The organism is Streptomyces sp. NPDC058470 (genome assembly GCF_042721055.1).
GTDB lineage: Bacteria > Actinomycetota > Actinomycetes > Streptomycetales > Streptomycetaceae > Streptomyces.
Window position 1 is genome coordinate 1 of the sequence record NZ_JBHXMF010000040.1, and the last position, 25362, is coordinate 25362.

Sequence of the window (25362 nt, forward strand, 5' to 3'; positions counted from 1 at the left end):
CCGCCAGCATCCAACTCACCCTGCCGCCCCTGGCGACGGTGTGGCTGCGACCCGCCTGACAACGGCTAGGACAGAGCTTGTTCAGCGCCACCTTCGAGCATCTGGGCCATTTCGGCCGAGCGCTGGAGCATCGACTTCTCGTAGGTGTGTACAGCTTCGTCGATGGTGGCGGAGTGGACGAGTGCGAGCGCGAGTTCGACGGCATCAAGCATGGCGAGGTTGACACCGACGCCGAGCGGCGGCATGAGGTGGGCGGCGTCTCCCAGGAGTGTCACGCAGGGCGAGTGCTCCCATGCGTGCGGCACCGGCCAGAGCCGCCGGACGACGAGCGGCAGCGCGGTGCTCAACGCCAGCAGCCAGACGGTGGTGTTGTTCACCTCGCCGCTGATGTACGGCCGTAGCGGCGCCAACTGCGGGAGCAGTGCGAGTCCGAGTGCGGCCGGCACATCGAGCATGATCAAACGCCGACGTGGGATATCGACCATGCCTGGAAAGTATTCGTTCCCTTCGCCGTACGTCCAACGTGTTCGTGGGTCGGCGGTGGCTGGGCGGGCGGCCACGGCGGCGGTACGAGCACGCGACGCCGGTTTTGGCGGCCAGAACGACAGTTCTGGAGTCGGAGTACACGTGAACGCGACGGCGAAGCACCGGCGGCCCCGGAATTCGGTCGGCAAAGGGACCGCGTCCTCGTACTTGTACGCACCCTCGTATTTGTAGAGGAAGCGCGCGGAGTTTCGGTGAAACGCCGGGCGTCCGGCTCCTTGCCGGGCCACGGGCCGGCCGCGGTCCACCCACCGACACCCTCCTGGTCGAAGCCGCAGCCAACGTGATGAAGTTGGTGCGCCCACACCGCAAAGGAGACTTCTCGTGACCGGCGCCTCGCTTCCCTGGACTCATCCACCCGTCAAGGTCGGGCTCGTCGGCGCCGGGCCGTGGGCGCGTGCCGTGCATGCACGGGTGCTTGCCGCCGGGCCCGAGACACAGCTGACCGCGGTGTGGGCTCGCCGCAGCGAGGCGGCCCGTGAGACCGCCGCACCCTACGGAGCCGAGGTCGCCGAGCGCTTCGAGGATCTGCTCGACACCTGTGAGGCGGTCGCCTTCGCGGTTCCGCCCTCCGTTCAGGCGGAGCTCGCCTGCCGTGCCGCGGAGGCGGGCAAGGCGCTGCTTCTGGAGAAGCCGCTCGCGCTGGACCTTCCGTCGGCGCAGCGACTCGTCGATGCCGTCGACGCGGCAGGTGTCGTCTCCCAGCTCGTCCTGACGAGCCGTTACAACCCGGCCACCCGGCGGTTCCTGGCTGCCGCCCAGAGCGTCGACGCCGTGGGAGCCCGCGCCTGCATGGTGACCGGCGCCTTCCTGGGCGGCGAGTTCGCCACCCCTTGGCGTCTGGAACACGGCGCGCTGCTGGACCTCGGACCACACGTTCTCGATCTGCTGGACGCGGCCATGGGGCCCATCGTGCGGGTGCGCGGCACCGGAGACCCACGCCGTTGGATCGAGCTCACCTGCGAGCACGCGAGCGGAGCGGTGAGCCAGGCGTCGCTGTCGGGGTCGGTCAACGTCGAGCAGGGCATCACACGGATCGAGTTGTTCGGGCCACAGCCGGAGCTCGTGTACGACGGCGCCACGCTCGACCACGAGGAGAGCTGGCCCGTGCTGCGCCGGGAGTTCGCCACCAACGTGCGTACGGGAAAGCCCGGTGAGCTCGATGTCCACCGCGGGCTGCATCTCCAGACCCTGATGGCCCGGGCGCTGGGCACATGAGTTCCAACCGGTGGTGAAACTCGTCGTGCAGTATCTCGTCCGGAAGATCGTCACCAACTGAATCGCGAGGTCCCAGATGATCTCTGGTCGTGCGCGGCGTGTGCTGAGGTTCGGCGAGCCGAAGGAAGCGGGCGAGCTCCAAGAGATGACCTGGGGTGAGCCGGCGTCCGGGCAGGTACTGATCCGGGTACGGACCGCGGGTGCCGGGTTCCCCGACGTGTTGATGACGGCAGGCCATTTCCCGCTGCTCGGCGCCTCCCTTCGGCCTGGGGGGAGGAAGCGGCGGGGGAGGTCGTCGCTGTGCCGCCGGGCGCTCGGTTCGCCGTCGGCGACCAGGTGGCGGCCATCACCCCATTCCTGAAGGGGTGGGGCGGGTACGCGGACTACGCGTATGTACGTGAGGGGTCGGCCACCCGCATTCCGGCCGACATGACGGATGAAGAGGCCGGCGGCTTTCCCATCGGGTTCCGCACGGCGTACGCGGGGCTCGTTGAGCGCGCCCCGCTGGAGGCCGGACAGACCCTGCTTGTTCTGGGCGCCGCGGGCAGCAGCGGTGCCACCGCCCTGCAGCTCGGCAGGGCGGACGGAGCCACGGTGATCGCGTTCGCGGGAAGTCAGGAGAAGCTGGAGTTCCCGCACTCGGTACGGGGCGGATCACGTCGTGCACTACCGCACGGACGATTTGACGACGCGGATCGATGAGATCACGGGCGGGCGTGGCGTGGACCTGATCTACGAACCGGTGGGCGGAGACACAGCGGCCACGGCGTTGAAAAGCATCGCGCGCAACGGTCGTATCGCCATGATCGGCATTGCGAGCGGCGCGTACGTTCCTCTCGACTCGATGGGCATACTGCTGCGGAACTACACGGCGGTCGCTGTGCTCGCCACGCCCCATGCCGACCCGGCCACGGAGATCGCCGTGTGGGACCGCCTGGCGAACCTCGCGAAACAGGGTGCGATCACCACGCCGGTGGGCACGGGGTACGGATTCAACGAAGTACCCCGGATGATCACCGAGCTGGCGGCCCCGGGAGCGGGCACGTCAGTCGTCCGGGTGGCGCCCGAGTAGCAGGGCGAGCGGGGCCTGTTCGTTCCTCCTCCGCCCAGGCCACAACCTCCCTTGCGCGGCGGCGGCTGTGGGGCCGAGGACGGTCAGGTGTCCGTGTCCCGGGTTCAAGGGGGCGACGCCGTTCAGGCGAAAGGGCGGGCCAGGGTGCGTGGGCGACGGGGAGCCTGTCGACAACACACCTGTGAGACTGCCGCGAATCGCTCCCATGCTCGCCACACCCGGCGGCCTGCCGCCCGCCGGGCAGGACGCCCGATGGGCGTACGAGACCAAGCACGACGGCCAGCGTGCGGTGATCTACCTGCCCGGGGACGGCGGCGTGATCCTGCGCGCGCGGTCGGGGGAGGACATCACGGCCGCGTACCCGGAATTCGGTGCGCTGGGCGGCGTCCTCGGCCCTGTCCCCGCGATTCTGGACGGTGAGGTCCTGGTCCTGGACGAGCAGGGGCGTGGTGACTTCCAGCTCCTGCAGTCCCGCATGGGGCTGGCCCGGTCGCCGGCCAAGGCCGCCCGTCGTGCGGCGCGGACGCCCGCGCAGCTCGTCCTGTTCGACGTCATGTATCTACGGGGCGACGTGACCTCACTCCCCTACGTCCGGCGGCGGCAGGAACTGGAGGGGCTCGCCCTCGGCGGGCCGTTCTGGTCGACGCCTTCCGCGCTCGTCGGCCATGGGGAGCTGGCGTTGCGGGCGACGCGCGAGGGTGGCCTGGAGGGGCTGGTGTGCAAGCGGTTGGACTCCGTGTACGAGCCCGGGGTGCGCTCGCGCGCCTGGATCAAGATCCGCAACGCACGGGCCGTGGACGTCATCGTCGGCGGCTGGATCCCGGGGAGGGGACGGCTCTCGGGGCTGCCGGGCGCCGTGCTCGTGGGCCAGCGTGATGCGGGGCGGCTGCGCTACGCCGGGAGTGTGGGCACCGGCTGGAGCGAGGCCGAGCGGTCGGAACTCGCCGAGCTGTTCCGGGCCGCCGAGACCGACAGCTGCCCCTTCGACGAAGTCCCGCCGGTGGCCGCGGCGCACTGGGTCACGCCGCGGCTCGTCGGCGAGGTCCGCTACAGCACTCGTACGAGAGCCGGGCTGTTGCGGCAGCCGTCGTGGCTCCGGCTTCGCCCCGACCTGACTCCCGAGGACTCAGCAGCCGACTTCCTCTAGGACACGCGAAAAGCGGCGCCGAGGCGATCTCGCGCCGCGTGGGGGAATGCGCCGGGCGCCGGTTACGTCGTACCCGAGCCGCTCCCGCCACTGTCGCTGCCGGAGCCGCTGCCCCAGCGCCGTCGGCTCTGGTCGTCGGCGTGCCTGCTTCCCGAAGCGTGCATCTGGGTCGGCTTCAGCCGCTCGCTCTCGTCCGCGGCGCGCGGTACCTCGTCCGGTTCCCGCCTCTCCCGGAGTTCGTGGATCGCCCCGGAAGCGGGAAGGGTGGGCTGTTCTTCAGCGGTGGGCGGCCGCGACTCCTGGCCCCGCACCCTGATGCCCATCCGGACAGCCCAGATGAGGCCGGCCACGATGATGAGACCCCCGATGAACGCAGCGCCCGCTTTCAGTGCCCCGCTCGCTGCGATTACTTCATAGCTCGCCGTGTTCATTTTGCTCGAGTACCCGCAATACCGGGGAAAAACCCGCTGAGTACTCCGTTCGGCGACGGCCGAATAGTTATATTCCGTCGAACGCTCTTATTCGCCCAATGCACTGTCTCGTCCGCGGGTTCTCCTACGGGCGGTGCGCGACCGCTCCGAACATCGTCACCGACATGTGCAGCGCCCCCTGCTCGGCGGCCTCGGTGATGTCGGCGTACAGGCGGTCGCGCTGTTCCTCTGTGATCAGTTCACGGCGTACGGCGGACTCGCCCAGCATGCGGATCAGCGGCCAGGCCACCGTGGTGTGGTCCTGGAGAAGCGCCTGCGATCCGCGGTCGTCGATCACCAGACCGGCGGCCGTCAGCCGGCCCACCACTTTGCGCCCGGAGTAGGGGTCGGCCGCCGCGGACAGCGCGCCGGAGGTGATCGCCGCCACGGTCTCGGGGTCGCCGGGGTGCAGGATCGTGGTCGCCCAGTCGGTGTCGAGGAGGGCGACGCGGCCGCCGGGGCGCAGCACCCGGGCGATCTCGGCGACGGCCTTCTCCGGCTCCAGGAGGTGCTGGAGCACCCGCTCGCACCACACGATGTCGACCGAGGCGTCGGGCAGGTGCAGAACGAGCGCGTCGCCGTCCACGAAGCGGGCCTGGCTGCCGGCGGCCACCGCGCGCTGCTCGGCCACCATGCGCAGACCGTTGTTCGGCTCGATGCCGAGGACCTCACCGTGCGGCGCGACGGCGGCCGCCAGCGCCTGGGTCTGTGATCCGGTGCCCGAGCCGATGTCGATCGCCCGTTCTCCGGGGCGAGCGGCGACCGCCGTGTGCGCCCATGCGCGCAGCCGTCGTACGCCGTCGTTGGTGTCCTGGGCGTCCAGAGCAGCCACCAGCCGGGCAACGCTCTCGGCGGTGATGTTCCCCGCGTGGAATTCCGAGGTAGGTCGTGTTTCCCCCATGCGGGTCACTCTATGACCGACAGGGGCGGCTCCGCCCGTCAGATCGTGTAACGCCTCAGAGCCGGTGTGGCGGTGGCCAGGACCAGCGTGGCGGCAATCACCAGCACGCCGCCGCCCACGACCGCGCCGCGGGCCCCGAAAACCGAGCCGGCGGTTCCGTGCAGGACGTCCGCGAGACGCGGGCCGCCCGCGACCACGACCGTGAACACGCCCTGCATGCGGCCGCGCATCTCGTCCGTGGCGGCGGAGAGCAGGATCGCGCCGCGGAAGACCATGGAGACCATGTCGGCGACTCCGGCCGCGGCGAGGAAGGCCACCGCCACCCACAGGCTGGTGCTCAGCCCGAATCCGGTGATGGCGGCTCCCCAGGCCACCACCGCGACGATGACCATGAGGCCGTGCCTGCGGAGCCGGGAGAACGTGCCCGACGCCAGGCCGCCGAGTACCGCGCCGATGGGGATCGCCGCGAAGAGGAGACCGAGCGCGAGCCCTTCGCCGTAGGGCGCGTACGTCTGGGCGGCCAGTTGCGGGAACAGGGCGCGGGGCATGCCGAAGACCATGGCGATGATGTCGGCGAGGAAGGACAGCAGCAGCACCTTGTGCAGGGCGATGTAGCGGAATCCGGCGGCGACCTCGTGCCATCCGGCCCGCTTGGACGCCGCCTCCGTCAGCGGCGGCAGCGCGGGAAGCCGCAGGACCGCCCACACGGTGACGCACAGGGCCACGGCGTCGATCAGATAGAGCTCCCCCAGGCCGATGACGGGGATGAGTGCGCCGGCGAGCAGCGGTCCGGCGACCAGGCCGGTCTGCATGACGGTCGAGCCGAGCGCGTTCGCCGCGGGCAGTTCGTCCTTGGGGACAAGGCGGGCGATGGAGGCTTGGCGGGCCGGGGAGTTCAGGCCGAAGAACGCCTGCTGGAGGGCGAGCAGCACCATCAGGACGAGAACCGAGTCGAGTCCGGCGGCGGCCTGTATCCAGAAGAGCACCGCCGTGACGGCCATGCCGGTGTTGGTGATCAGGAGCAGCTTGCGCCGGTCCATGCTGTCGGCGATCGCGCCGCCCCACAGGGCGAAGACCACGAGGGGCAGCAGGCCGGCGATGCTGGCGTAGCCGACCCATGCCGAGGAGCCGGTGATGTCGTAGATCTGCTTGGGCACGGCGACCGCGGTGAGCTGACTGCCGACGGACGTGACGATGGTCGAGGACCACAGCCGGCGGAACGCCGGGCGCCGCAACGGCGTCGTGTCCATCGCCCAGCGACGCCATCCGGGCCTGCTCGCCGGCACCGGTACCAGTGGCTCGTCGTCCGTCGCGGGATCGCTGTCCGTGCCGCTCTTGCTCGTGTCCACACTCGTCCTGGTTGCTCGCTACATCTTTTGTCTTCAGGGATCACTATGACCGAGTGGGATCCATGTGCGTCGGCGGGGTTCATACACGTGTGCCCCTTCCAGGCGTACGACGGTCAGGCTCCCGCGATCAGCAGCGCGCCGGACCGGGGTCGACGTTCCGCTGTTCCGGCAGCAGTGGGAAGTTCGGCTTTCCCACGCTCGCCGCAGTGGCCGAGGCCGTGGCGGCCGTCACCGCCGAGACACTCACCCCGAGACGCTCTCCGCCGGGCCGGATTCATGAATCACTCACTGCCGAGCAGCTCCTCAATTCCTGTGAACCGGGTATCTTCGCGCTGGGCACAGCAGATCGCGACGGCCGGAGGCGACCGGCGCGACCGTGCTCCGGTGGGCGTCGAGGTGCGGTCAGGGGCCTGGCAGGCGCATTCTTGCTGTGATACTCCCTGGCGGCGGGCGGACGAGGGCAGACCGATGACTGGGAGCGCCGAGCAAGAGGTCCGGGCGCTGGAAAGCCTGCCCACCTTGCTCACCGGTGCCGTGGCGGACGCCGTCCGGGCGGCCCGCGGCTTCGCGGGCGGCATCTACCTGCGCTCGAGCACCCCGGGACTGCTGCGGATGGCCGTCCTCGCGGGTCTGCCGGGTCAGCTGTTCCGCCCCTGGTGGCGGATGCACGTGGATCTGCCGTTCCCGGTCGCCGACGTCCATCGGCTCGGTGAGGAGGTACTGCTCAACGATGCCACGGAGACCATGCGGCGCTACCCCCAGCTGGCGGCCGGGCTGCCGTTCTCGTTCGGTTCCCTGTACGTCCCCGTCGTGGGCGCGTCGACGTCCTTCGGGGTTCTGACGGTCCTGCGTCCGTCGGCCTCGGACGCCACCGAGGTGCTGCCCGACCGTGACCGGATGACGGCGGTGGCGGAGGAGCTGGGTGCCGCTCTGGCTGCACTGGACAAGGACGGCCCCGAGCTCGTCCTCTGGGACGACGAGCCGCTGTGTGTGCAGGCGCCCTCCGACGGTCCTTCCGCACGCTGTGTCGGAGGGTTCACCTGGGATCCGCAGGACGGCACGGTCACCGCGGACGACGCACTGCTCGGCACCACACCCGACGGCTTCGACGGCACGACGGAGTCGCTGGCCGACGCCCTGTCCCACGAGGATCCGCGCCTGCTGCTGACCGCCCTGCGGGAGACGGCCGCCGGCCGCCCGCCCGCTCAGCCGGTGCCGGTGCGCACCGCGGACGCCGAACTGCGTCTGCTGGCTCTGGGCACCTCGGCCACGGCGCCCGGACCGCCGTACCGGGTGAGCGGCGCGGTCATCGATCCGGGCCCGGGCCTGGCCGCGGACGGGGCGGCGGATCTCCTGCCGGAGGGCGTCTTCGCACTCGACCGGCTCGGGCTGATCACCTACAGCAACCCGCGCGCCGCCGAACTGCTCGGCCGGCCTCGCACGGAGCTGCTGGGGAGGCCGCTCTGGGAGGCCGTGCCCTGGCTGAACCGGCCCTCGTACGAGGATCATGTGCGCGGCGCCCTGCTGTCACCGGATCCCGTGCACTTCCAGGTCAGACGCCCGCACGGAAACGGTCATGGGCAGACACCCGGACGGCACGGCGGTGAGTGGCTCACGATGTCCATCTACGCCGGGCCGGACAGCCTGACGTGCAAGCTCGTGCCCATGGGGCGGGTGGCGGACGCCGCCGGGGGCGACCCGTTCGAGGCGACGGGCCGATGGGGGGCCGAGGTCGACGAACCGACGGACGGCGCCGCCACGACTGCGTCGCTGTACCGGCCCATCGTCCTCGCCATCGCGCTGACCGAGGCGGTGACGGCACGCCAGGTGTCCGAGGTGGTGATGCGGGAGCTGCTGCCCGCGTTCGGCGGCCGCCGGCTCGCCATCTATCTGCTCCAGGACCGGCGCCTGTACCTGGCCTGGGAGACCGGCTTCCCCGAGGGGTTCCTCGCCCCCTTCGACGGCGTGGGTCTGGACACCCGGCTGCCGGGGGTCGAAACGCTCACCAGTGGTCGGCCACTCTTCTACGAGTCGATGCACCAGCTCGCCGCGGCCTATCCCGGCATCGCGCTGGACGCCGAGGAGGGATCCCGGGCCTTCCTGCCGCTGATCGCCTCAGGGCGGCCGGTCGGCTCCTGCATCCTCGGCTTCGACCGTTCCCGCGCCTTCAGCACCGAGGAGCGTACGGTTCTGACGGCGCTCGCCGGGCTGATCGCCCAGGCCATGGAGCGAGCCCGGCGCTACGACAACGAGGCCGCTCTCGCCCGCGGTCTCCAGGAGGCCCTGCTCCCGCACCGCCTCTCCGCGCACCCCCTGGTGACCACCGCCGGGCGGTATCTGCCCGGCACCCTGGGCATGGACGTGGGCGGCGACTGGTATGACGTCGTGGAGGCGGGCGACGGGCTGGCCCTGGTCATCGGCGACGTCCAGGGGCACGGTGTCCAGGCCGCGGCCACCATGGGCCAACTGCGCAGTGCGGTGAGGGCGTTCGCGCTCAGCGACCGCTCTCCGGACGAGGTGATGAGCGGCACCAACCGGCTGCTCATCGACCTCGACCCCGGCCAGTTCGCCAGCTGCTGCTACGTACGCCTGGATCCGGTCACCGGTATCGCGCGGGCCGCCCGGGCCGGGCATCCGCAGCCCCTGCTGCGCCACCCCGACGGCCGTACGGAGATCCTCGACCTGCCCGGCGGGGTGGTGCTCGGGGTGGACCCGCAGGCCCAGTACCCGGTGACCGAGCTGCTGCTGGAGCCCGGTGCCATCCTGGCCCTCTACACGGACGGTCTGGTCGAGCGGCCCGGCACCGACATAGACGAGGGCGTCGAGACCCTCCGCGCGAACCTGGCCCGAGCGGCCGTGCGGCGCGGACGGGCGGGCGGCCCCTCCGTTTCCGCCGCGGCCGACCTGCTCACCGCGGAGGCCCGGCAGGCCACCGAGCGCCCCGACGACATCGCCCTTCTCCTCACCACACGCCGGTCCCCGAGCGAAGAGGGCACATAGGCCAGGTACCGCCGGTCAGTGGCGAGTCGAGTCCCGCCCGTCAGTGGGCGGCGTCCAACCCCTCCCGTTCGGGCCCGAAGTACGCGGGCCCGAACGGGAGTCCGGGACTTGAAGGTCACTTCACGTCAAGGCATCCAACATCCGGAATCCCAGGTCGGGTCGGGTCGGGGAGCACCTGTCACCGCGCGGAACCCTTGAACGGGCCCTCCAGGGCCGCCCACTGCAACAGCATGATCGTCTTCGCGTCGGCGATCTCGCCGGTGCGGATCATCTCCAGGGCCCGACGGAAGGTCAGTTCGACGATCTCGATGTCCTCGCCCTCCTCGTCCAGCCCGCCGCCTTCGTGGGTACGGGTCGAGGGGCCGTAGGAGGCGGCGTAGAAACTGACCCGTTCGGTGACCGACCCCGGGCTCATATAGACGTCGAAGACGTGGTGGACGTCGCCGACGGTGTGCCCGGTCTCCTCGATGACCTCGCGGCGTACGGCGACCTCGGGGTGCTCGTCGTCCTCGTCGAGCAGGCCGCCCGGTGTCTCGACCAGCATCCCGTCGGGGTGTCCGTTGACGTACACGGGGTAGCGGAACTGCCTTGTCAGCAGCACGGTTTCGCGCTCGGTGTCGTACAGCAGGAGGGTGGCTCCGTTGCCGCGGTCGTGCGTCTCGCGCTCCTGGGTGCTCCAGGTGCCGTCCGCGTGCTGGAAGTCGAAGGTCGTGGTGCGCTGCACGTACCAGTGGCTGGACAGGAGTGTCACCTCCCGGATCTTGATCCGGGGGTTGCCGGTGAGGTCGCGGCCGACCTGGTCGAGCCCGGTGCGGCCTCGGCGGTCCGGGGTGTCGATGCCGGCGGTCATCGGGCGGAGGCCTGGCGGGAGCGCGAAAGGTTGTTCACTCCCACTGTCTACCATCACGACCCGAACACCGAACCCACAGCCGGGTATCGCCCGTCTAGGCTCACCGCATGGAACAGACGGAGATCATCCTGCGAGCCATCGGCGTCCTCACCGAGACCAACGCCATGGTCCGCAGGATTGCCCAGTCCGATGACGACGACGCCGACGACACCGAGGTCGAGTCGGCCGAGACGCAGCTCGGCGCGCTCGTGACGGAGGTTTTCCCCCGGGTCGAAGTGCCCTCCGACGCCGGACCCGCCGAGGCGGGCCAGGCCGTCGCGGACGCCTACCTGCCCGCCACCATCTCTCTGGTGGGCGCCTTCGCCTTCCTCTTCTCCGAACTCGCCGACCTCCATGACTCCGGACGTACCGACGTCAAGACGGCCGACCTGCTCCAGGATCTCGCCCTGCGTATGTCGAGGGCCGACAGCGCGTAGGAGTCACTCGCCGGTGGTCAGGTGGATCACGTTCGACACTTCGCCGTAGATGAAGGCCCGGACTCGGTAGGAAGCCTGCTTCTCCGTGGGCAGGGTGATCAGTCCGGTGGAGTTGATGTCGGGATCGAGGACCACGAGAGGCTCGTACTCGGTGCTTTCCGGCGTACGAGCCTCCAGGAGGAAGCCTGCTTCGTCGGATGCGTGGTCCGTCCACGTGAACTGGATGCCGTTCGCATGCTTGACCACGGCCTTGAATCCGGTGGGTGCGCCCGCACCGGAGACCTTGAGGGGCAGCCCCGGGACGACGCGTGCCGGGTCCTTGCGGGCGGGGAGCCAGTCGTGGCCCGAGTCCTCGTCCGCTTGTGTCAGTTCCCCGGGCGGGAGGGAGACGCTCAGCGGGGCCGAGGCCGGGCCGTGAAAGGCGCGAAGCCGGTAGAAGAAGGTCGTGTTCGGCATCAGATCGGGATGCCGGTAGGCCGTCACGCCCGGCGGGAGGTACTGGAGGACGGTGTAGGGGCCCGACTCCTCGGTCGCAAACTCCAGTGCGTGGCCGGATGCTCCTGAGCTGTCCTTCTGCCAGCTCAGATCGATGTCCGTGGGAGAGGTGAGGGAGGCGCGCAGCGCGGAGCCCGCTGCGGCGGCGACGGCGGCGTCGCGACCGGCCTCGTCGGTCGTCTGCGGCGCGGAGCAGGCCGACAGTGCCAGCAGGAGCACTGTCGGCGCTGCGATGCGCAGGGATGTCCGCATGCGGTGCTTGCTACTTCTGCCAGAACTTGATGTTGCTCCAGACGACGGTCGCCGGTCCGGTGCCGCTGTCGGTGCGGTAGGCACCGAACTTGTCGTAGAAGCTTCCGGACGGACTGGCGTAGGTGTGCTGGAGCGAGCCGTTGATGTAGGTGCGGTGCGAAGTGCCCACCTGGTGGACCGTGTTGACACGGACCGTGGCGCCGACGGTGCCCGCGTTGGAGAGCGTGGCGCCGCCGTGGACCGCGTAGAGCCTTCCACCGCGTTCGACCGCGAGCATGAAGTAAGGGCCCGCCGCCGACTCGTTGAACGTCTGCTTGAGGCTGATCCGGGTACCGCTGAGGCTGGAGATCCTGAAATAGCCCTCGAATTGCCGCGTACCGCCGGTGTACGTGGCGTACCGCCGCTCGGCCCGCTGGTCCCCGCTCGCGGTGGAGCAGGTGAGCGTGAACGTCAGGCCGGAGACCGTTCCGCAGCCCCGCTCCTGCACCGTGTACGTGGGCGAGACAGATGTCCAGCCGCCGGGTTCCACTTCGGCGAAGGCCGACGGCGCGGCCAGTAACGACGAGGCGCACACCGCGCCGGCCACACCGAGTGTTCGAAGACGTGTGAGCATCCGAGCTCCCTTGAGTGGGGGGTACTGACGTTCACGTGGGTGAACTTCAGCCCAGTCTTTGAACGGTTGACTGGAAGGTAGGACTGGACCAAGTTTTCGTCAAGAGCCCCTGCGCACACCCGTCTTCAGGGCCTCGCGGCGGTCCGGTCACCTCTTCTGCTCGACGCGCACCCAGTCGATCTCGGCCTGCACTCCCCCGGCCGCGACCTTGTCCACGCTCGACTGCGGCAGACCCCAGTAGGGCGTGGTGACCTGGTTCCAGCCCGCCGGGTAGGCGCCGCCCAGGGCGAGGTTGAGGATGACGTACTGGTTGTGGTTGAAGACCCACTGGCCTCGCGTCGACTCCAGCTTGTTGCGCGTCGTCTCCTGGACGAGCACGTCGTCGACGTAGAAGCGCATGCCCGTCGGTGTCCACTCCACCGCGTAGTTGTGCCACGCGTCGACGCGGCCTGCGGCCGGGAAGATCTGGCGGGCGCCGATGTTCCCGTCGGCCGAGTAGCCCGGGCCGTGCAGGGCGGTGCTGGTCCAGTCCGCGTAGCCGACGTTCTCCATGATGTCGGTCTCGCCGGACGCGGGCCACGAGACGTTCGGATCGTCGACGTTGCTGCCGAGCAGCCAGAAGGCGGGCCAGAAGCCGTCGCCCACCGGCAGTTTGATACGGGCGCTGACCTTCCCGTAGGTGAAGTCGAACTTGGTGTTGGTGTCGATGCGGCCTGAGGTGAAGTCGTAGGTTCCGGCCGGTGTCGAGGTGCAGTCGTTGCAGTACCTGGACTTCAGCAGGAGGCTGCCGTTCTGGGTGACGATGTTGTTGGTGGAGTCGACGTACGCCTGGGACTCCCCGTTGACCGGTCCCATCTCGTAACCGGTGCGCACGACCCGCCACTTGGAGCGATCCAGGCTCGCCCCCGTGAAGTCGTCGAAGAACGTCGTCTGGTACGTCCCCGACTGCTCACCGGGCAGGGCGGGGTACGCGGCCGCGGCGCTGCCACCGGTGCCCCAGACCTGGAACTCGTAGAGCGAGTAGCCGAACTGGGCGGTCGCGGGCGCCGGGTTGTAGAAGGAGCGGCGCTCCTTGCCGAGCATCCGCACATACCGTCCCGTCGTGGGCGTCGCCAGCGTGACCGTGTCGCGGCGGCCCACCGCGTCCGCCGGGGCCTTCACGTCGGCGCGGCGGGCGGCGACCTCCGCGGCGGACGGCTGGTAGACGGTGCGCCAGTTCAGGTTGTCGTCGGAGACCTGGAGTTGGTAGTCGACCGCGAAGGCCGCCTCCCAGTACAGGTCGACGGAGTTGATGGTCGAGGTGGCGCCCAGGTCGACGGAGACCCAGCGGTTGGCGTTCCAGTCGCTGGACCAGCGGGTCTGGTCGGCCTTGAGGTCGGCGGGCCAGCCGCCGTCGGTGACGAAGGCGGGTGAATTGCCCGCGTGCTGGTAGAGGTTGGAGTAGGCGGGGTGGTTGAGGGCGAGGTTCGTACGGGTCGTCGAGGCAGGGGCCGGTTCGCCACCGTAGATCTTGAACGCGAACAGTGAGTAGCCGTACGGCGTGGCGCGTTCGACTCCGCGCAGCCGCACATAGCGGCCCGTGACCTCCTGCGGGTACGTGTGCGCGGTGACCGATCCTCCGGTGCCGGCGGTCTCGGTGTAGAAGGGCGTCCAGTCGGTGCCGTTCTTGGACACCTCCAGGACGTATCTCTTGCCGTAGGCCGCCTCCCAGTCCAGGACGACCCGGTCGATGCGGAGGCTGGAGCCGAGGTCGACGCGGATCCACGCGTCGTTCGCGAACTGGCTGGACCAGCGGGTGGCGGCGTTGTTGTCGAAGGCAAGGCCCGGGGCGGTGCCGGCGTTCTCGCTTCCCGAGGCGGTGACCGCGGCGGGGTTCACGGCGTAGGCGGCAGCGGCCTGGTCGGCGTCCCAGGCCGCGACGGATTCGGCCGCCGGGCCGGCGAAGGCCTGTCCTGCCGCCAGCAGCGACAGGGCGGAGAGGGTGGCCAGCGCGGTCATGAACGTGCGTGGAGGTGGAGTACGGGATGGCATGCGGCTCTCCTAAGGAGTTGGGGGTGCCAGTGCTCCGTGCGGGTGTGCGGCGGTTCGCTCCGAGGCCGACGTCCTGCGGGCCGGGGAGCTCGGATGTCGGCGTGCTCTGGTACTGCCAGGTCGTCGTCACCGCCCGGCAGTGTGTGGGGTATGTGGAGTGTTCGGCGGCACTCAGGCCGTCGGCGCCGACCGGCGCGTGATCATTTCCGTCGGCAGGACGACGGGATCGGTCGGCAGTTCCGCACCCGCCAGGCGGGTGAGGAGCATGCGTGCGGCCGTCTCCCCCATCTCCCGCATGGGCTGGCGGACCGTGCTCAGTGAGGGCTCGGTGTGCGGGGCCATCGGGATGTCGTCGAAGCCGATCACCGAGACGTCGTCCGGCACCCTCATCCCGGCGTCCCGCAGGGCGCCCAGGACGCCCACCGCCGCGAGGTCGTTGTGTGCGAAGACGGCGTCGAACTCCCGTCCCTCGGCGAGCAGTCGGCGCACGACCTCGCGGCCGTCGGTCTCGGTGAAGTCGCCCTCGACGACCAGATCGAGCCCGACGCCGTGCTCGGCGAAGGTGGCACGGAACCCGGCGAGCCGGTCTCGTACGCAACCGAACCGTGCGGGCCCGGTGAGCACCAGTGGCTTGCGCCGGCCACCGGCCAGGAGGTGGCGGGCCGCCGAGGCCCCGCCCTCGAAGTTGGTGGCCGTGACGGACGGGAACTCGGGGTGGTGTCCGCGGTCGTCGATGAGGACAACAGGCAGGCCCTCGCGGTGCAGTGCCGTCAGCATGTCGAGGGTGTTCTCCGGCTCCACCACGAGCAGCCCGTCGAAGGCCCGCGCCGACACCTGACTGGTGAAGCGACGGACGGATTCCGTGCCCCGGTTGCAGGTGAACAGCAGCAGACCGAAGTCGGCGGCTTCCACGGTGTCGACGACGCCCTGCAGCACCTCGCCCATCCACGGCCAGGTCAGCGAGGGCACCAGCATGCCCACGGTCCGGCTGCTGCCCCGGGCCAGGCCGACCGCACCCGAACTGGGCACATAGCCCATGCGGTTGATGACCTCACGGACCCGGGCGGCCGTCGACGCGTCGACCTCGCCCCGGGTGTTGAGCACCCGGGAAACGGTCGTCTTGCTCACGCCCGCCGCGTGGGCCACGTCGGCGATGGTCACAGCCATGACTGCCTCCCGGAACACGGGGGTCGCGTCTTCGCGCCCAGGGCCGGTACCGGTACCGGAACCGGTTCCGGCGCTGGGCGGGGAGTCAACCGGACTGTCATGTTGTCGTCAATAGTTCACGCCAAAACTGCTTTTCCCCGGCCCCCACATGTCTGCCGTGTACGGGACTTGAACACTGTCGGACAGAGTGGTGCCCAGCGCCGAATAGTCATGTGTATGAGCAGCCCGCAGCGAAGAGCCGACTTGTTCACCGCGCCGGACCAGGGGCGCCGCCGTCTCAACGCCCGTACGACCGGGGACGAGCGCGGCATGCTGGTCTCCGTGCCGGCGGCCCAGCGCGCGACGCTGGAGCTCAAGTGCGCGAGCCTGGGTACGGAGTTGTCCCGGCAGTCCGTGGAACCCTCGACGCTTTCGCTCCTCGGACTGGTCAGGCACCTCGCCGATGTAGAGCGCCGCTGGTTCCGGAGCGTGCTGGCCGGGCAGGACGCGCCGTCTCGGTTCGCCACCGAAGCCGCTCCCGACGAGGACTCGACGGAGCGGTGGCCGACCCCGCGGTCGCCGCCACGGCCTGGGAGGCCTGGCGCGCCGAGGTGGCGTTCGCCGAACGCTTCGTCACCGAGGCGCCCGATCTGGACGTCGAGGGCCAGGACTCCTGGCTCGGGGCGGTGTCGGTGCGCTGGGTGCTGATCCATATGATCGAGGAGTACGCCCGCCACAACGGCCACGCCGACCTGCTCCGCGAACGCATCGACGGAGCGGTCGGGCTGTGAGCGGGCCTCGGCGTATGACACACCCTCGGCGCGTGAGCCGGCCTCGACGCGTGAGCGGCCTTCAACGTGCGAGGCACCCTCGGCGCATGAGGCACCCCAAGGCCGGCGGCCTGTGAGCCACCCCCCGAATCCGGCTCCGCGCCGGTCCTCAGGCGTGCGGGACGACCGCCACGGGGCACGGCGCGTGGTGCATCACCGCGTGCGCCACCGACCCGATCCGTGATCCCACCGCCGAGCGTTCGGCGCGGCGCTGGACGACCATCAGCTGGGCCCGCGCGGCCAACGAGAGCAACACCTGCCCGGCGCTGCCCATCTCGACGTACTCGGTGACAGGCACCTCGGGAAACCGTTCGCTCCACGGCTTCACCGCCTCGGCGAGAGCCTTCTTCTCGAACGGCTCCAGGCCGCCGGCCTCGTCGAGTAGCTTCAGGGAGCCGGGGCTGTAGGCGAACAGGAGCGGCAGGCTCCACGCACGGACCACGCGCACGGCGGCGCGGCGGGCCGCCGCCGTCTCGAACGCGAATTGGAGGCCGGCGGCGCTGTCGTCCGGGCCGCCCTGCTGTCCCACGACGATCTCGCGGCCGGCCGCCTCGGACGTGGCACGGTCATCAGCACGCACCAGCACGACGGGACGGGCGGCCTCGGCGATCACCTGCTGTCCGACGGAGCCGATCAGGAAGCCGACGATCGCTCCGTGCCCGCGCGAACCCAGGACCAGCGTCTCGGCGCCCGAGGCCGCGGAGACCAATGAGTCGACCACGTTGCCGACCAGGACCTCGGCCGAAACGGCGAGGTCGGCATGGCGTTCGGCTACCGTGCGCGCGGCCTCCTCCGCCAGTTCCTGCGCCCACTGCGCCTGTTCCTCAGGGTCAGGTCCGCCGACCAGTTCGTGCGGTTGCCCGTGCCAGGCATACACCACCCGCAGGGGTAGTCGGCGCCGGACGGCTTCCCTGGCGGCCCACGTCACGGCGGCCCGGCTCTCGTCCGATCCGTCCACGCCCACGGTGATCGGGTGCGTCATACATCCGCCTCTCTTTCGGCTACGAACATCGCCTGCCGGCCCCTCCACAGCCGCCGACAGCCGGGCGGCGAACTCCAGCGTGGGAGTTTGTCCGCCCGTCCCCGCACCTTAGGGGCCCGCTTGTCGTGGCTGTCGTAGAGCGCTCTCAGGGAAGGGGGTCCAGGATGCAGGCAGGCGAGCACTCCACGCGGCAGAGGCCGCCGTTCGCGCACCTCTTGAACGCGATCGACGCTCCTGCGCGAGAGACCGTTCGGCCGCATAAGTGCACGAACTCCAGCATAACGCCGACCACTTGACCGTTCACTCGGCAACAACCTTCGGGATCCCGGTCACAACACTTGACGCCTGGTTCACACGGATGAAGCATGCATCCGCAAGAGAGCGCTCCCCGCACCTTCCCCCGTTCACTTCCTGAACCAGGAGAGTCGCCCCCCATGCCCTCTGACTTCACAGATTCCTCGGACTCCGTCCCCGCCACGCCTGCTCGCCGGTCCGTTCTCGGAGCGATGGCCGCCGCGGCGGCCGCGCCCGCACTTCTCGGCCTGTCCACGCCGGCATCCGCCGCGCCCGTCAAGCCGCTGGCCCTGCCAGGCGGCGGCGACCTCGGCCCCAACGTCATCGTCTTCGACCCCTCCACCTCGGGTATCCAGGCCAGACTGGACCAGGTGTTCGCGCAGCAGGAGACGGCCCAGTTCGGCACGGGTCGCTACCAGTTCCTGTTCAAGCCGGGCACCTACAACGGGCTCAACGCCCAACTCGGCTTCTACACCTCGATCTCAGGCCTCGGCCTGTCCCCGGACGACACCTCGATCAACGGCGACATCACCGTCGACGCGGGCTGGTTCGGCGGCAACGCCACGCAGAACTTCTGGCGTTCGGCGGAGAACCTCGCGATCACGCCCGTCAACGGCACCAACCGGTGGGCCGTCGCGCAGGCCGCGCCCTTCCGGCGGATGCACGTCAGGGGCGGCCTCAACCTCTCCCCCAACGGCTACGGCTGGGCCAGCGGCGGCTACATCGCCGACAGCCGCATCGACGGCACGGTCGGGCCGTACTCGCAGCAGCAGTGGTACACCCGCGACAGCTTTGTGGGCGGCTGGCTCAACGCCGTCTGGAACATGGTGTTCTCGGGCGTCGACGGAGCCCCGGCGCAGACCTTCCCGAACCCGCCGTACACCACACTCACCTACACGCCGATCTCCCGCGAGAAGCCGTTCCTCTACCTCAACGGCGCCGAGTACCGCGTCTTCCTGCCGGAGAAGCGCGTCAACGCGCGCGGCACCACCTGGGGGGCCGGCACGCCTCGCGGTACGTCACTGGCGCTGACGCAGTTCTACGTGGCCAAGCCCGGTGTCACCGCCGCCACCCTCAACCAGGCACTCACGCAAGGCCTCCACCTGCTGCTGACGCCGGGTATCTACCACCTCGACCAGCCGATCCAGGTCAACAACGCCAACACCGTGGTCCTCGGCCTCGGTTACGCCACCCTGATCCCGGACAACGGCGTCACGGCGCTCAAGGTGGCCGACGTCGACGGCGTCCGCCTGGCGGGCTTCCTCATCGACGCGGGCACCGTCAACTCCGCCACTCTGCTGGAGGTCGGGCCCACCGGGGCTTCGGCGGACCACTCCGTCAACCCGACCACCGTGCAGGACGTCTTCGTCCGCATCGGCGGCGCGGGCGCCGGCAAGGCCACCACCAGCATCGTCGTCAACAGCCGCAACACGATCATCGACCACACCTGGATCTGGCGCGCCGACCATGGCACGGGAGTCGGCTGGGAGACCAACCGGGCCGACTACGGCCTCCGCGTCAACGGCAACAACGTGCTGGCCACCGGGCTGTTCGTCGAGCACTTCAACAAGTACGACGTCCAGTGGTACGGCCAGGGCGGTCGCACGATCTTCTTCCAGAACGAGAAGGCGTACGACGCGCCGAACCAGGCCGCCATCCAGAACGGCTCCATCAAGGGGTACGCGGCCTACAAGGTCGGCGACTCCGTGACCACGCACGAGGCATGGGGCCTGGGCAGCTACTGCTACTACAACGTCAATCCGGCGATCCTCCAGCACCACGGATTCGCGACGCCGGTCAATGCGAACGTGAAGTTCCACAACATCATGGTCGTCTCGCTGGGCGGTCAGGGTCAGTACGAGCGCGTCATCAACGACACGGGCTCGCCGACCTCGGGCACCACCACCGTTCCCTCGGTGGTGGTCAACTTCCCCTGACCGCACCCCTGTCGGGAGCCTGGCCTCAGCAGGAGGTCAGGCTCCCGATGTCGACCGCGTCGGCCATCGCGCCCATCCCCACGTCATTGGGGTGCAGGTGATCGCCGTTGTCGAAGAACGGCGAGATCCTTTCGTGGTCGTAAGGGCTGCGCAGGATCTGGTCGAAGTCGGTGACAGCGTCCAACTCGCCGCTGTTCCTCACGAATTCGTTGATCTCCAGGCGTACGGACTCCGCCGCCGCGTCCCACTCGGACCAGCCCTTGAAGGGAGCGATGGTGGAGCCGACGACGCACTTGCCGGCCGCGTGGGCCTGCTCGATGATCTTCCGGTAGCCCTCGATCATGTCCTGGGCCGTGACTCCCGAGTGCGCCTTGATGTCATTGACGCCCTCGAACAGGAAGACCGTGCGCACGCCGGGCTGGGAGAGCACATCGCGCTGCAGACGGTTCAGCGCGCTCTGCCCGGCCCCGTCCGCCAGCACCTTGTTCCCGGAGATCCCTTCGTTGGCGACGCCCTTGACAGGGGTGTTCGCCTCCTGGAGACGACGGGAGAGGTAGTCAGGCCAGCGCCGGTTCAGGTCGGTGCTGGACTGCCAGCCGTCGGTGATGGAGTCACCGAGGGCCACCAGGGAGCCGATGGACGTGGAGGTCTCCACGTTGACGGCGTCCAGCCAGTACCAGGACCCCATCGGATCGGTCCAACTGGCAGCGCCCTCCTCCGCGGCGTGGTTGCCCGCGGTCGCGTAGTTGGTCTGCATGGCCATGCCGTGGCCGGTCGTCGGTCCCTTGGCGCCCGTCACGTACAGGCTGATGACCAGATTGCTCTGGGCGGCCAGTTTCCCGGGCAGCGGATCGCTGAGCACGGTCTCACCGGCCGGGACGGTGACGGACGCGGCCCCGCCGAAGGAGAGCTTCCGGTTGGAGCCGCTGACCAGCTCCGCGCCCTGCTTCTGCAGTCCCGCGTAAGCGGTCGTGAAGGTCACCGGGTTCTCGCCGAAGGCGTTGGACAGCCGGATCCGCATGTTCGAGCCGCCGACGCTGGTGCGCACGATCAGCCGGTAGCTGCGGTCGGCGGGTCCCTCGCTCTGCCGGTCGGCGCTGGCGCCCCAGGTGACGACGGAGTGCTTGCCCTTCGCGGCGACCGGGGCCGCCGTGGCGACCGTCGGGGCCTGCGGCGAAGACTGCTGCTGTGTCGCCGATGAGGACGTCAGGGGTCCGCAGACCGCTATGACCAGGGCTGATACGGCGCCCGCCACCAGGCGCCGGTAGGAGGCGGGCCTCATCCCAGGTTCCGCAGTGTGACGGACTCACCGGGCTTCAGGCTGATCTTCCGCGAGGCGCCGCCCGCGACGAGCGTCGTGGCACGGCCGCCCACGCTCTTCAGCTTCACCTGCGTGACCTTGCCCTTCTTCCAGCTCAGGTCGGCCACGAAGCCGCCGCGGACGCCCACGCCGGACACCGAGCCCGCTTCCGCCCAGGCGGCGGGCAGCGCGGGCAGCAGCTCGACGTGTCCCGGGCGCGAGTAGAGCAGCATCTCGATGATCGCGGCTCCGGTACCGAAGTTCGACTCGATCTGGAAGATGCCACGACCCTGCTCGACCTCGTAGATGTCGAAGAGGTTCATGGCGCTGCCGTTGCTGCCGTTGACCGACGGCTTCAGGTTGTTGCCGACGAGCTGGTACGCCTTGTCGGCGTCCTTCAGCCTCGCCCAGCACAGGGCACGCCAGGCCTGGGCCCAGCCGAAGCTGACCATGCCGCGCGCGGTGAGGAGCGCCGTCGCGCCGTCCAGGATGTCCTTGGGCGTCGACTCGTCGGGGCGGATCCGGTCGCCGGGGAACAGGTTGATGAGCGGGGACAGGTGCCGGTGCGTGGTCTCGCCGAGGTTGTCGGGCGACATCCACTCCTCCAGCCAGCCGCTCGTGGGGCTGACCACGGGCAGGTACAGGCGCTCACGCAGACCGTCGATGGTCTTCCGGTAGGAGGCGTCCTTGCCGAGCAGTTCGGAAGCGGTGTGGAAGTTCCCGAAGAGGCCCCACACCAGTTCCTGGGCGTAGGTGAGGCCCTTGGCGTCCTGCGGGCCGTGCTCGGGCGACCAGTCGCTGTCGTCGATCAGGACCTCGCGCTTGGCCCCCGACGCGTCGGTGACGGTCGTGGTGATGAGGCGGGCCTCCCAGAACTCCACCGCTCCCTTGATCAGGGGGTAGATCTTCTTGAGGTAGGCGCTGTCCTGGGTGTACTCGTAGTGCTCGAACAGGCTCTGGACGAGCCAGGCGTTGCCTGCCGGGTGCCACCACCAGCCGCTTCCGCCGTAGGGGTTCGTGGAAAACGCCACGGCCCAGCCGGCGACCTTGCCACTGGAGTTGCGGAACCTGTTGGTCGAGACGTTGAACAGCCGCTGCGTGACCTCTGTCCAGTCGGGCAGCTGCGCGAGGCAGTAGTCCGTGTAGGCGTCGAAACAGTCGGAGAGGCCCGCCCGGTCGGCCATCCAGTAGTTCATCTGGATGTTGATGTCGGTGTGGTAGTCGCCCATCCAGTCCGGGTCGTTGCCGTCCAGCCACGGGCCCTGGAGGCCCATCGGCAGGCTGCCCCGTGATCCGGAGATCATCAGATAGCGGCTGAACTGCAGGTAGGCGGCCTCCAGTTCCGGGTCGGGAACACCGTCGCGGTGGCGCGCCTGCACCCGCTCCCAGGTGTCGAGCTCGCGCTGTGCGGCGGACGAGGTGCCCAGGCTGATGTCAAGCTGGGCGAACAGGGGGCGGAAGTCGGCGACATGGGTGTGCAGCAGGCTGCTCACCGAGTGGCCGGCCGCGTTCAGGACCTTGGTCCTGGCCAGACTCTGAGGATTCACGGACGGGTCGCGGTACTTCGCGGCGGCGTCGGGCGCGTAGTTGGTGCCGCCGCTGAACACGACGGTGAGGTCCTTGCAGCCGCTGAAGGTGAGCGACGTACCGTCGACGCGGACCCGGCCGGTGCCGCTGTAGGCGGTGACGGCGGCGCCGTACTTCAGGCCGTTGGCGAAGGTGGCGCCGAACGAGGCGTACCGTCCCGCACTGTTGGCGGTGGTGGACTCGCCGTGGGTGCCGGCGAGGTCGACGGTACCGGTGTAGGAGCCGCCGCCCTTCTGGGAGAAGTAGAGGACGATGACATCGTCCGGGCGGCTGGCGAAGACCTGCCGCTCGTAGGTCACGCCGGAGATCTCGTACGAGGTGCTGAGCAGGCCCTGCGCCAGGTCGAGGGTGCGCCGGTAGTTGTTGACGTTGCCCAGGTCGTGGTCCGGGATGGCGACGGTGAGCTCGGCCAGCAGGGTCAGGGAGCCGAAGTCGGCGCGGCCGTAGGGGAACTGGCCGTCGCTCTCCAGCTTGTCGTTGAGACCACCGGTCCACAGGGTGGCGTCACTGATCATCAGAAGTTCGCTGGAGGGATCGTTGCTCGCGAGCGCCCCAAGGCGCCCGTTTCCGACCGGCAGCCCCTGCTCGATCATCGAGTTGGAGGAGCCGGGAGCCTGCCACCAGAGCTGGTTCTTCGCGGCGTCGGCCGCGGAGAGCATGGGCGACTCGGTGGGGCGCAGGGGGGCCGCCGAAGCGGTGAAGGTGGGCAGAATCCCGAGTGCGGTACCCGCGCCGGCAGCGGCGGCGAGAGCGAGGAAGCCTCTGCGGCTGGGCGTGTTGTCACTGGGTTTCGTGTGCTGGATGTCCACGGTTGTGCACTCCATATCCGGGGGAACGGCTCGTGCGGGAACGGCTCATACGGGCATGGCCGGTGGGGGAACGACCGCTGCGGAAAAGGGAGATGGGGGGCACCGCAGGCGACGTCGGCGTTGGGACGGTTCCCCGCGGGGCCCGGGTTCAGGTCACCGGGCCCCGCGGGGAAGCAGATCGGACAGCTGAACTCAGACCGACTGCGGAACGACGATCCTGTCGATGTCCGGCGCGTATCCGCTGCCGCTGTCGAGGGTGATCGTGTTGGTGCCAGCCTTCAGCGCCAGCTGGACGCTGATGGTCTCGGCCGTGCTCCAGTCGCCCGTGGAGGGGAACTTCTGGCTGGTGCCGTTGCCGCTGTTGGAGAAGACGTTCACCGAGCGGGCGTCGCCGCTGACGTAGGCGATCTTGACGGTGTAGATCCCGTCCTTCTTCACCGTGACGTCGTTGAACTGCAGCTTGCCACCGCTGTAGAGGTTCCCGACCTTCTTGCCGCCGGAGCAGGCGTCGCAGCCGCCGACGGAGGCGTTGCCCGAGAGGGTGTTGGCCGGAGCCTCGGCCTCGTAGCTCGTCGTCGCCAGCGTGGTGCCGCCGGGCTTGACGGTGAACAGCCGCGAACCGTGCGCGGGCAGCGTCGCGGTGATCTTGTTCTGGTAGGTACCGAGGTTCGACTTGTTCCACAGGTCGCGCACGGAGGCGTTGCCGGTGAACCCGAAGGACGCCCAGTTGGCGGTGACGGCGGCCGGCGATTCGCCGAGGTTGAAGAGGGCGACGGTGTAGCTGCCGTCGGCGTTCTTGCTGCCCCAGACCTGCTGGTCGTTGACCGAGGTGACCGGACGCGCGACGGGCGAGGCGCTCTGGTCGACGGCGATGACTTCCTTGTTGGTCAGCAGGGAGACGCCGTAGCTGTCCAGCTTGGTGAGGTCGTCACCGGTGTAGAGGGGCGACTTGTTGATGGCCCACAGGGTCATGTAGCTCTGCCGCTCGGCCTTGGTGAGGCCGTCCATCTCGCCGTTGCCGACGTCGATGGCGTCGAGGTCGTTCCAGCCGCCGGGGCCTGCCTTGTTGCTCCACGCGGGGGAGTCGTCCCACCGGTCCTCGACCGAGTTCTCCCAGGTGACCAGCGTGTTGCAGTAGCACTCGACGTCGGTGTCGATGCGCCAGCCGTTGGAGTACTGCTTCCAGTCGGCGGCGTGCGCGATGTCGAGCGACCAGGAGACCTCGAAATGGATCGGTCGCCCGGCGGTGGCTATGGCCTTCTGCCACGCGGCCACGTCGGCGACGTTGTTGTACTGGTCACCGCTCTTGAAGGAGCCGGGGCCCACGCCGTCCAGCTTCAGGAAGTCGTAACCCCAATCGGCGAACTGCTGCGCCTGGGAGTCGACGTACTTCTGCGCGCACGGGTTGGAGAAGTCGATCTTGTACGCGCTGTCCCAGCCGTTGGTGGTGCGCAGGTCGCTGTAGACGATGTCGGCCGTGGTGCAGCCCTCGGCGTTCCAGATCGGCGTCTTGCCGTCGTTGTACGCCCCCTTCTCCAGGCCGACCGGCAGGTAGATGCCGGCCTTGAGGCCCTTGGAGTGGATGTGGTCGGCGACCGACTTCATGCCACTGGGGAAACGGACCGGGTCGGGCGTCTGGCGGCCGTACTGGTCGAACCCGGACTTCCAGGTCTTGTCCATCCACCAGCCGGCGTCGATGTTGACGTACTCGTAGCCGTAGGGCTTCAGCTTGGCCGCGAGGGCGTCCGCCTGCTTGAGGATGTTCGCCTCGGTGAGGTAGCTGTAGTCGCCGTCCGGGTTGAGACCCGGGTACTTGGACGACTGCATGCTCCAGCTCGACCAGCCCATGAACGGCTTGGCGGCCAGCGCGGTGGTGGCCGGCGCGGCGGCGGGCGTGGGTGTTTCCGCCTGAGCCGCCGGGACGGCGGTCGCCACGCCCGCGGTGAGGGCGATGACGAGCACGGCTCTTATGGCACGACGGCCGGAGCGTGGCGTGGCTCCGGGCATGGTGAAGAACGAGGATGACCGCATGGGTCCGACCTCCAGGACGACGTTGTCAA

18 protein-coding genes and 3 pseudogenes are annotated in these 25362 nt (G+C 69.4%); 8 read left to right on the top strand and 13 right to left on the bottom strand.

From position 1 onward, the window contains the following. Positions 1 to 65: 65 nt before the first annotated feature. Positions 66 to 308, bottom strand: a pseudogene (locus ACFWP7_RS27055) (FAD-dependent oxidoreductase); the annotation flags it as partial. Between the two features lie 559 nt (positions 309 to 867). Between ACFWP7_RS27055 and ACFWP7_RS27060 the strand changes: the two are divergent. The 4 genes and pseudogenes from ACFWP7_RS27060 (at position 868) to ACFWP7_RS27075 (ending at position 3980) form a co-directional block, all read left to right on the top strand. Further along, positions 868 to 1761 (top strand): Gfo/Idh/MocA family protein, encoded by an 894-nt coding sequence (locus tag ACFWP7_RS27060; protein ID WP_384385994.1) that lies wholly within the window; start codon positions 868 to 870, stop codon positions 1759 to 1761. Between the two features lie 255 nt (positions 1762 to 2016). Beyond that, positions 2017 to 2463: pseudogene (locus ACFWP7_RS27065) on the top strand (alcohol dehydrogenase catalytic domain-containing protein); the annotation flags it as partial. After that, positions 2423 to 2833 carry a zinc-binding dehydrogenase gene (locus ACFWP7_RS27070; protein WP_384385997.1) on the top strand — a complete coding sequence of 137 codons (411 nt, stop codon included), beginning with the start codon at positions 2423 to 2425 and terminating at the stop codon, positions 2831 to 2833. The pseudogene ACFWP7_RS27065 and the gene ACFWP7_RS27070, both read left to right, overlap by 41 nt. A gap of 205 nt (positions 2834 to 3038) precedes the next feature. Continuing rightward, on the top strand, positions 3039 to 3980 hold the full coding sequence (locus ACFWP7_RS27075) for an ATP-dependent DNA ligase (protein WP_384386000.1): 942 nt from the start codon (positions 3039 to 3041) through the stop codon (positions 3978 to 3980). A 62-nt stretch (positions 3981 to 4042) separates the two neighbouring features. On the opposite strand, the gene ACFWP7_RS27080 is transcribed toward ACFWP7_RS27075, so the two are convergent. The 3 genes from ACFWP7_RS27080 to ACFWP7_RS27090 form a co-directional block, all read right to left on the bottom strand. After that, the gene (locus tag ACFWP7_RS27080) at positions 4043 to 4411 is read right to left on the bottom strand and encodes a DUF6479 family protein (protein WP_384386003.1); all 369 of its coding nucleotides are present in this window, start codon (positions 4409 to 4411) and stop codon (positions 4043 to 4045) included. Positions 4412 to 4535: 124 nt separating this feature from the next. Next, on the bottom strand, positions 4536 to 5351 hold the full coding sequence (locus ACFWP7_RS27085; RefSeq protein ID WP_384386005.1) for a methyltransferase domain-containing protein: 816 nt from the start codon (positions 5349 to 5351) through the stop codon (positions 4536 to 4538). 38 nt (positions 5352 to 5389) lie between these two features. Beyond that, positions 5390 to 6700 (bottom strand): MFS transporter, encoded by a 1311-nt coding sequence (locus tag ACFWP7_RS27090; protein ID WP_384386007.1) that lies wholly within the window; start codon positions 6698 to 6700, stop codon positions 5390 to 5392. Between the two features lie 468 nt (positions 6701 to 7168). Here ACFWP7_RS27090 and ACFWP7_RS27095 point away from each other — a divergent pair, with 468 nt between their 5' ends. Then, the gene (locus tag ACFWP7_RS27095) at positions 7169 to 9700 is read left to right on the top strand and encodes a SpoIIE family protein phosphatase (RefSeq protein ID WP_384386010.1); all 2532 of its coding nucleotides are present in this window, start codon (positions 7169 to 7171) and stop codon (positions 9698 to 9700) included. 178 nt (positions 9701 to 9878) lie between these two features. Here ACFWP7_RS27095 and ACFWP7_RS27100 read toward each other — a convergent pair whose 3' ends face one another. Further along, a complete protein-coding gene (locus ACFWP7_RS27100; RefSeq protein ID WP_384386013.1) occupies positions 9879 to 10550 on the bottom strand; it encodes an NUDIX domain-containing protein in 672 nt (223 codons plus the stop codon). Positions 10551 to 10657: 107 nt separating this feature from the next. Here ACFWP7_RS27100 and ACFWP7_RS27105 point away from each other — a divergent pair, with 107 nt between their 5' ends. Then, positions 10658 to 11026, top strand: coding sequence for a hypothetical protein (locus ACFWP7_RS27105; RefSeq protein ID WP_384386016.1), 369 nt, complete (start codon positions 10658 to 10660; stop codon positions 11024 to 11026). A 3-nt stretch (positions 11027 to 11029) separates the two neighbouring features. Here the strand turns inward: ACFWP7_RS27105 and ACFWP7_RS27110 are convergent, their stop codons facing one another. The 4 genes from ACFWP7_RS27110 to ACFWP7_RS27125 form a co-directional block, all read right to left on the bottom strand. Continuing rightward, on the bottom strand, positions 11030 to 11773 hold the full coding sequence (locus ACFWP7_RS27110) for a fibronectin type III domain-containing protein (protein ID WP_384386019.1): 744 nt from the start codon (positions 11771 to 11773) through the stop codon (positions 11030 to 11032). Positions 11774 to 11783: 10 nt separating this feature from the next. Then, positions 11784 to 12386 carry a hypothetical protein gene (locus tag ACFWP7_RS27115; RefSeq protein WP_384386021.1) on the bottom strand — a complete coding sequence of 201 codons (603 nt, stop codon included), beginning with the start codon at positions 12384 to 12386 and terminating at the stop codon, positions 11784 to 11786. Positions 12387 to 12533: 147 nt separating this feature from the next. Continuing rightward, positions 12534 to 14417: a discoidin domain-containing protein gene (locus ACFWP7_RS27120; RefSeq protein ID WP_384386024.1), complete on the bottom strand. Its 1884-nt coding sequence runs from the start codon at positions 14415 to 14417 to the stop codon at positions 12534 to 12536. A 171-nt stretch (positions 14418 to 14588) separates the two neighbouring features. Further along, positions 14589 to 15584 carry a LacI family DNA-binding transcriptional regulator gene (locus ACFWP7_RS27125; RefSeq protein WP_384386027.1) on the bottom strand — a complete coding sequence of 332 codons (996 nt, stop codon included), beginning with the start codon at positions 15582 to 15584 and terminating at the stop codon, positions 14589 to 14591. A 216-nt stretch (positions 15585 to 15800) separates the two neighbouring features. Here ACFWP7_RS27125 and ACFWP7_RS27130 point away from each other — a divergent pair. Then, positions 15801 to 16354, top strand: a pseudogene (locus ACFWP7_RS27130) (DinB family protein). A gap of 148 nt (positions 16355 to 16502) precedes the next feature. On the opposite strand, the gene ACFWP7_RS27135 reads toward ACFWP7_RS27130, so the two are convergent. Further along, positions 16503 to 17375 carry a universal stress protein gene (locus ACFWP7_RS27135; RefSeq protein WP_384386030.1) on the bottom strand — a complete coding sequence of 291 codons (873 nt, stop codon included), beginning with the start codon at positions 17373 to 17375 and terminating at the stop codon, positions 16503 to 16505. Positions 17376 to 17809: 434 nt separating this feature from the next. Here ACFWP7_RS27135 and ACFWP7_RS27140 point away from each other — a divergent pair, with 434 nt between their 5' ends. Further along, the gene (locus ACFWP7_RS27140; protein WP_384386033.1) at positions 17810 to 19606 is read left to right on the top strand and encodes a coagulation factor 5/8 type domain-containing protein; all 1797 of its coding nucleotides are present in this window, start codon (positions 17810 to 17812) and stop codon (positions 19604 to 19606) included. A gap of 25 nt (positions 19607 to 19631) precedes the next feature. Here the strand turns inward: ACFWP7_RS27140 and ACFWP7_RS27145 are convergent, their stop codons facing one another. From ACFWP7_RS27145 to ACFWP7_RS27155, 3 genes are all read right to left on the bottom strand, one after another. Then, positions 19632 to 20888: an SGNH/GDSL hydrolase family protein gene (locus ACFWP7_RS27145; RefSeq protein WP_384386036.1), complete on the bottom strand. Its 1257-nt coding sequence runs from the start codon at positions 20886 to 20888 to the stop codon at positions 19632 to 19634. Then, entirely contained in the window at positions 20885 to 23317 is a 2433-nt protein-coding gene (locus ACFWP7_RS27150; RefSeq protein WP_384386039.1) for a glycoside hydrolase N-terminal domain-containing protein, read from the bottom strand. The genes ACFWP7_RS27145 and ACFWP7_RS27150 overlap by 4 nt, the downstream gene beginning before the upstream one ends. 177 nt (positions 23318 to 23494) lie before the next feature. Then, positions 23495 to 25333: an alpha-galactosidase D gene (locus ACFWP7_RS27155; protein ID WP_384386042.1), complete on the bottom strand. Its 1839-nt coding sequence runs from the start codon at positions 25331 to 25333 to the stop codon at positions 23495 to 23497. Positions 25334 to 25362: the final 29 nt, after the last annotated feature.

Excerpts from the sequence above, each read along its gene's own strand:
- ACFWP7_RS27100 (WP_384386013.1), bottom strand. The coding sequence starts at position 10,550 with ATGACCGCCGGCATCGACACCCCGGACCGCCGAGGCCGCACCGGGCTC.
- ACFWP7_RS27095 (WP_384386010.1), top strand. The coding sequence starts at position 7,169 with ATGACTGGGAGCGCCGAGCAAGAGGTCCGGGCGCTGGAAAGCCTGCCC.
- ACFWP7_RS27110 (WP_384386019.1), bottom strand. The coding sequence starts at position 11,773 with ATGCGGACATCCCTGCGCATCGCAGCGCCGACAGTGCTCCTGCTGGCA.
- ACFWP7_RS27105 (WP_384386016.1), top strand. The coding sequence starts at position 10,658 with ATGGAACAGACGGAGATCATCCTGCGAGCCATCGGCGTCCTCACCGAG.
- ACFWP7_RS27140 (WP_384386033.1), top strand. The coding sequence starts at position 17,810 with ATGCCCTCTGACTTCACAGATTCCTCGGACTCCGTCCCCGCCACGCCT.
- ACFWP7_RS27145 (WP_384386036.1), bottom strand. The coding sequence starts at position 20,888 with ATGAGGCCCGCCTCCTACCGGCGCCTGGTGGCGGGCGCCGTATCAGCC.
- ACFWP7_RS27085 (WP_384386005.1), bottom strand. The coding sequence starts at position 5,351 with ATGGGGGAAACACGACCTACCTCGGAATTCCACGCGGGGAACATCACC.
- ACFWP7_RS27155 (WP_384386042.1), bottom strand. The coding sequence starts at position 25,333 with ATGCGGTCATCCTCGTTCTTCACCATGCCCGGAGCCACGCCACGCTCC.
- ACFWP7_RS27120 (WP_384386024.1), bottom strand. The coding sequence starts at position 14,417 with ATGCCATCCCGTACTCCACCTCCACGCACGTTCATGACCGCGCTGGCC.
- ACFWP7_RS27075 (WP_384386000.1), top strand. The coding sequence starts at position 3,039 with ATGCTCGCCACACCCGGCGGCCTGCCGCCCGCCGGGCAGGACGCCCGA.
- ACFWP7_RS27080 (WP_384386003.1), bottom strand. The coding sequence starts at position 4,411 with ATGAACACGGCGAGCTATGAAGTAATCGCAGCGAGCGGGGCACTGAAA.
- ACFWP7_RS27115 (WP_384386021.1), bottom strand. The coding sequence starts at position 12,386 with ATGCTCACACGTCTTCGAACACTCGGTGTGGCCGGCGCGGTGTGCGCC.
- ACFWP7_RS27150 (WP_384386039.1), bottom strand. The coding sequence starts at position 23,317 with ATGGAGTGCACAACCGTGGACATCCAGCACACGAAACCCAGTGACAAC.
- ACFWP7_RS27135 (WP_384386030.1), bottom strand. The coding sequence starts at position 17,375 with ATGACGCACCCGATCACCGTGGGCGTGGACGGATCGGACGAGAGCCGG.
- ACFWP7_RS27125 (WP_384386027.1), bottom strand. The coding sequence starts at position 15,584 with ATGGCTGTGACCATCGCCGACGTGGCCCACGCGGCGGGCGTGAGCAAG.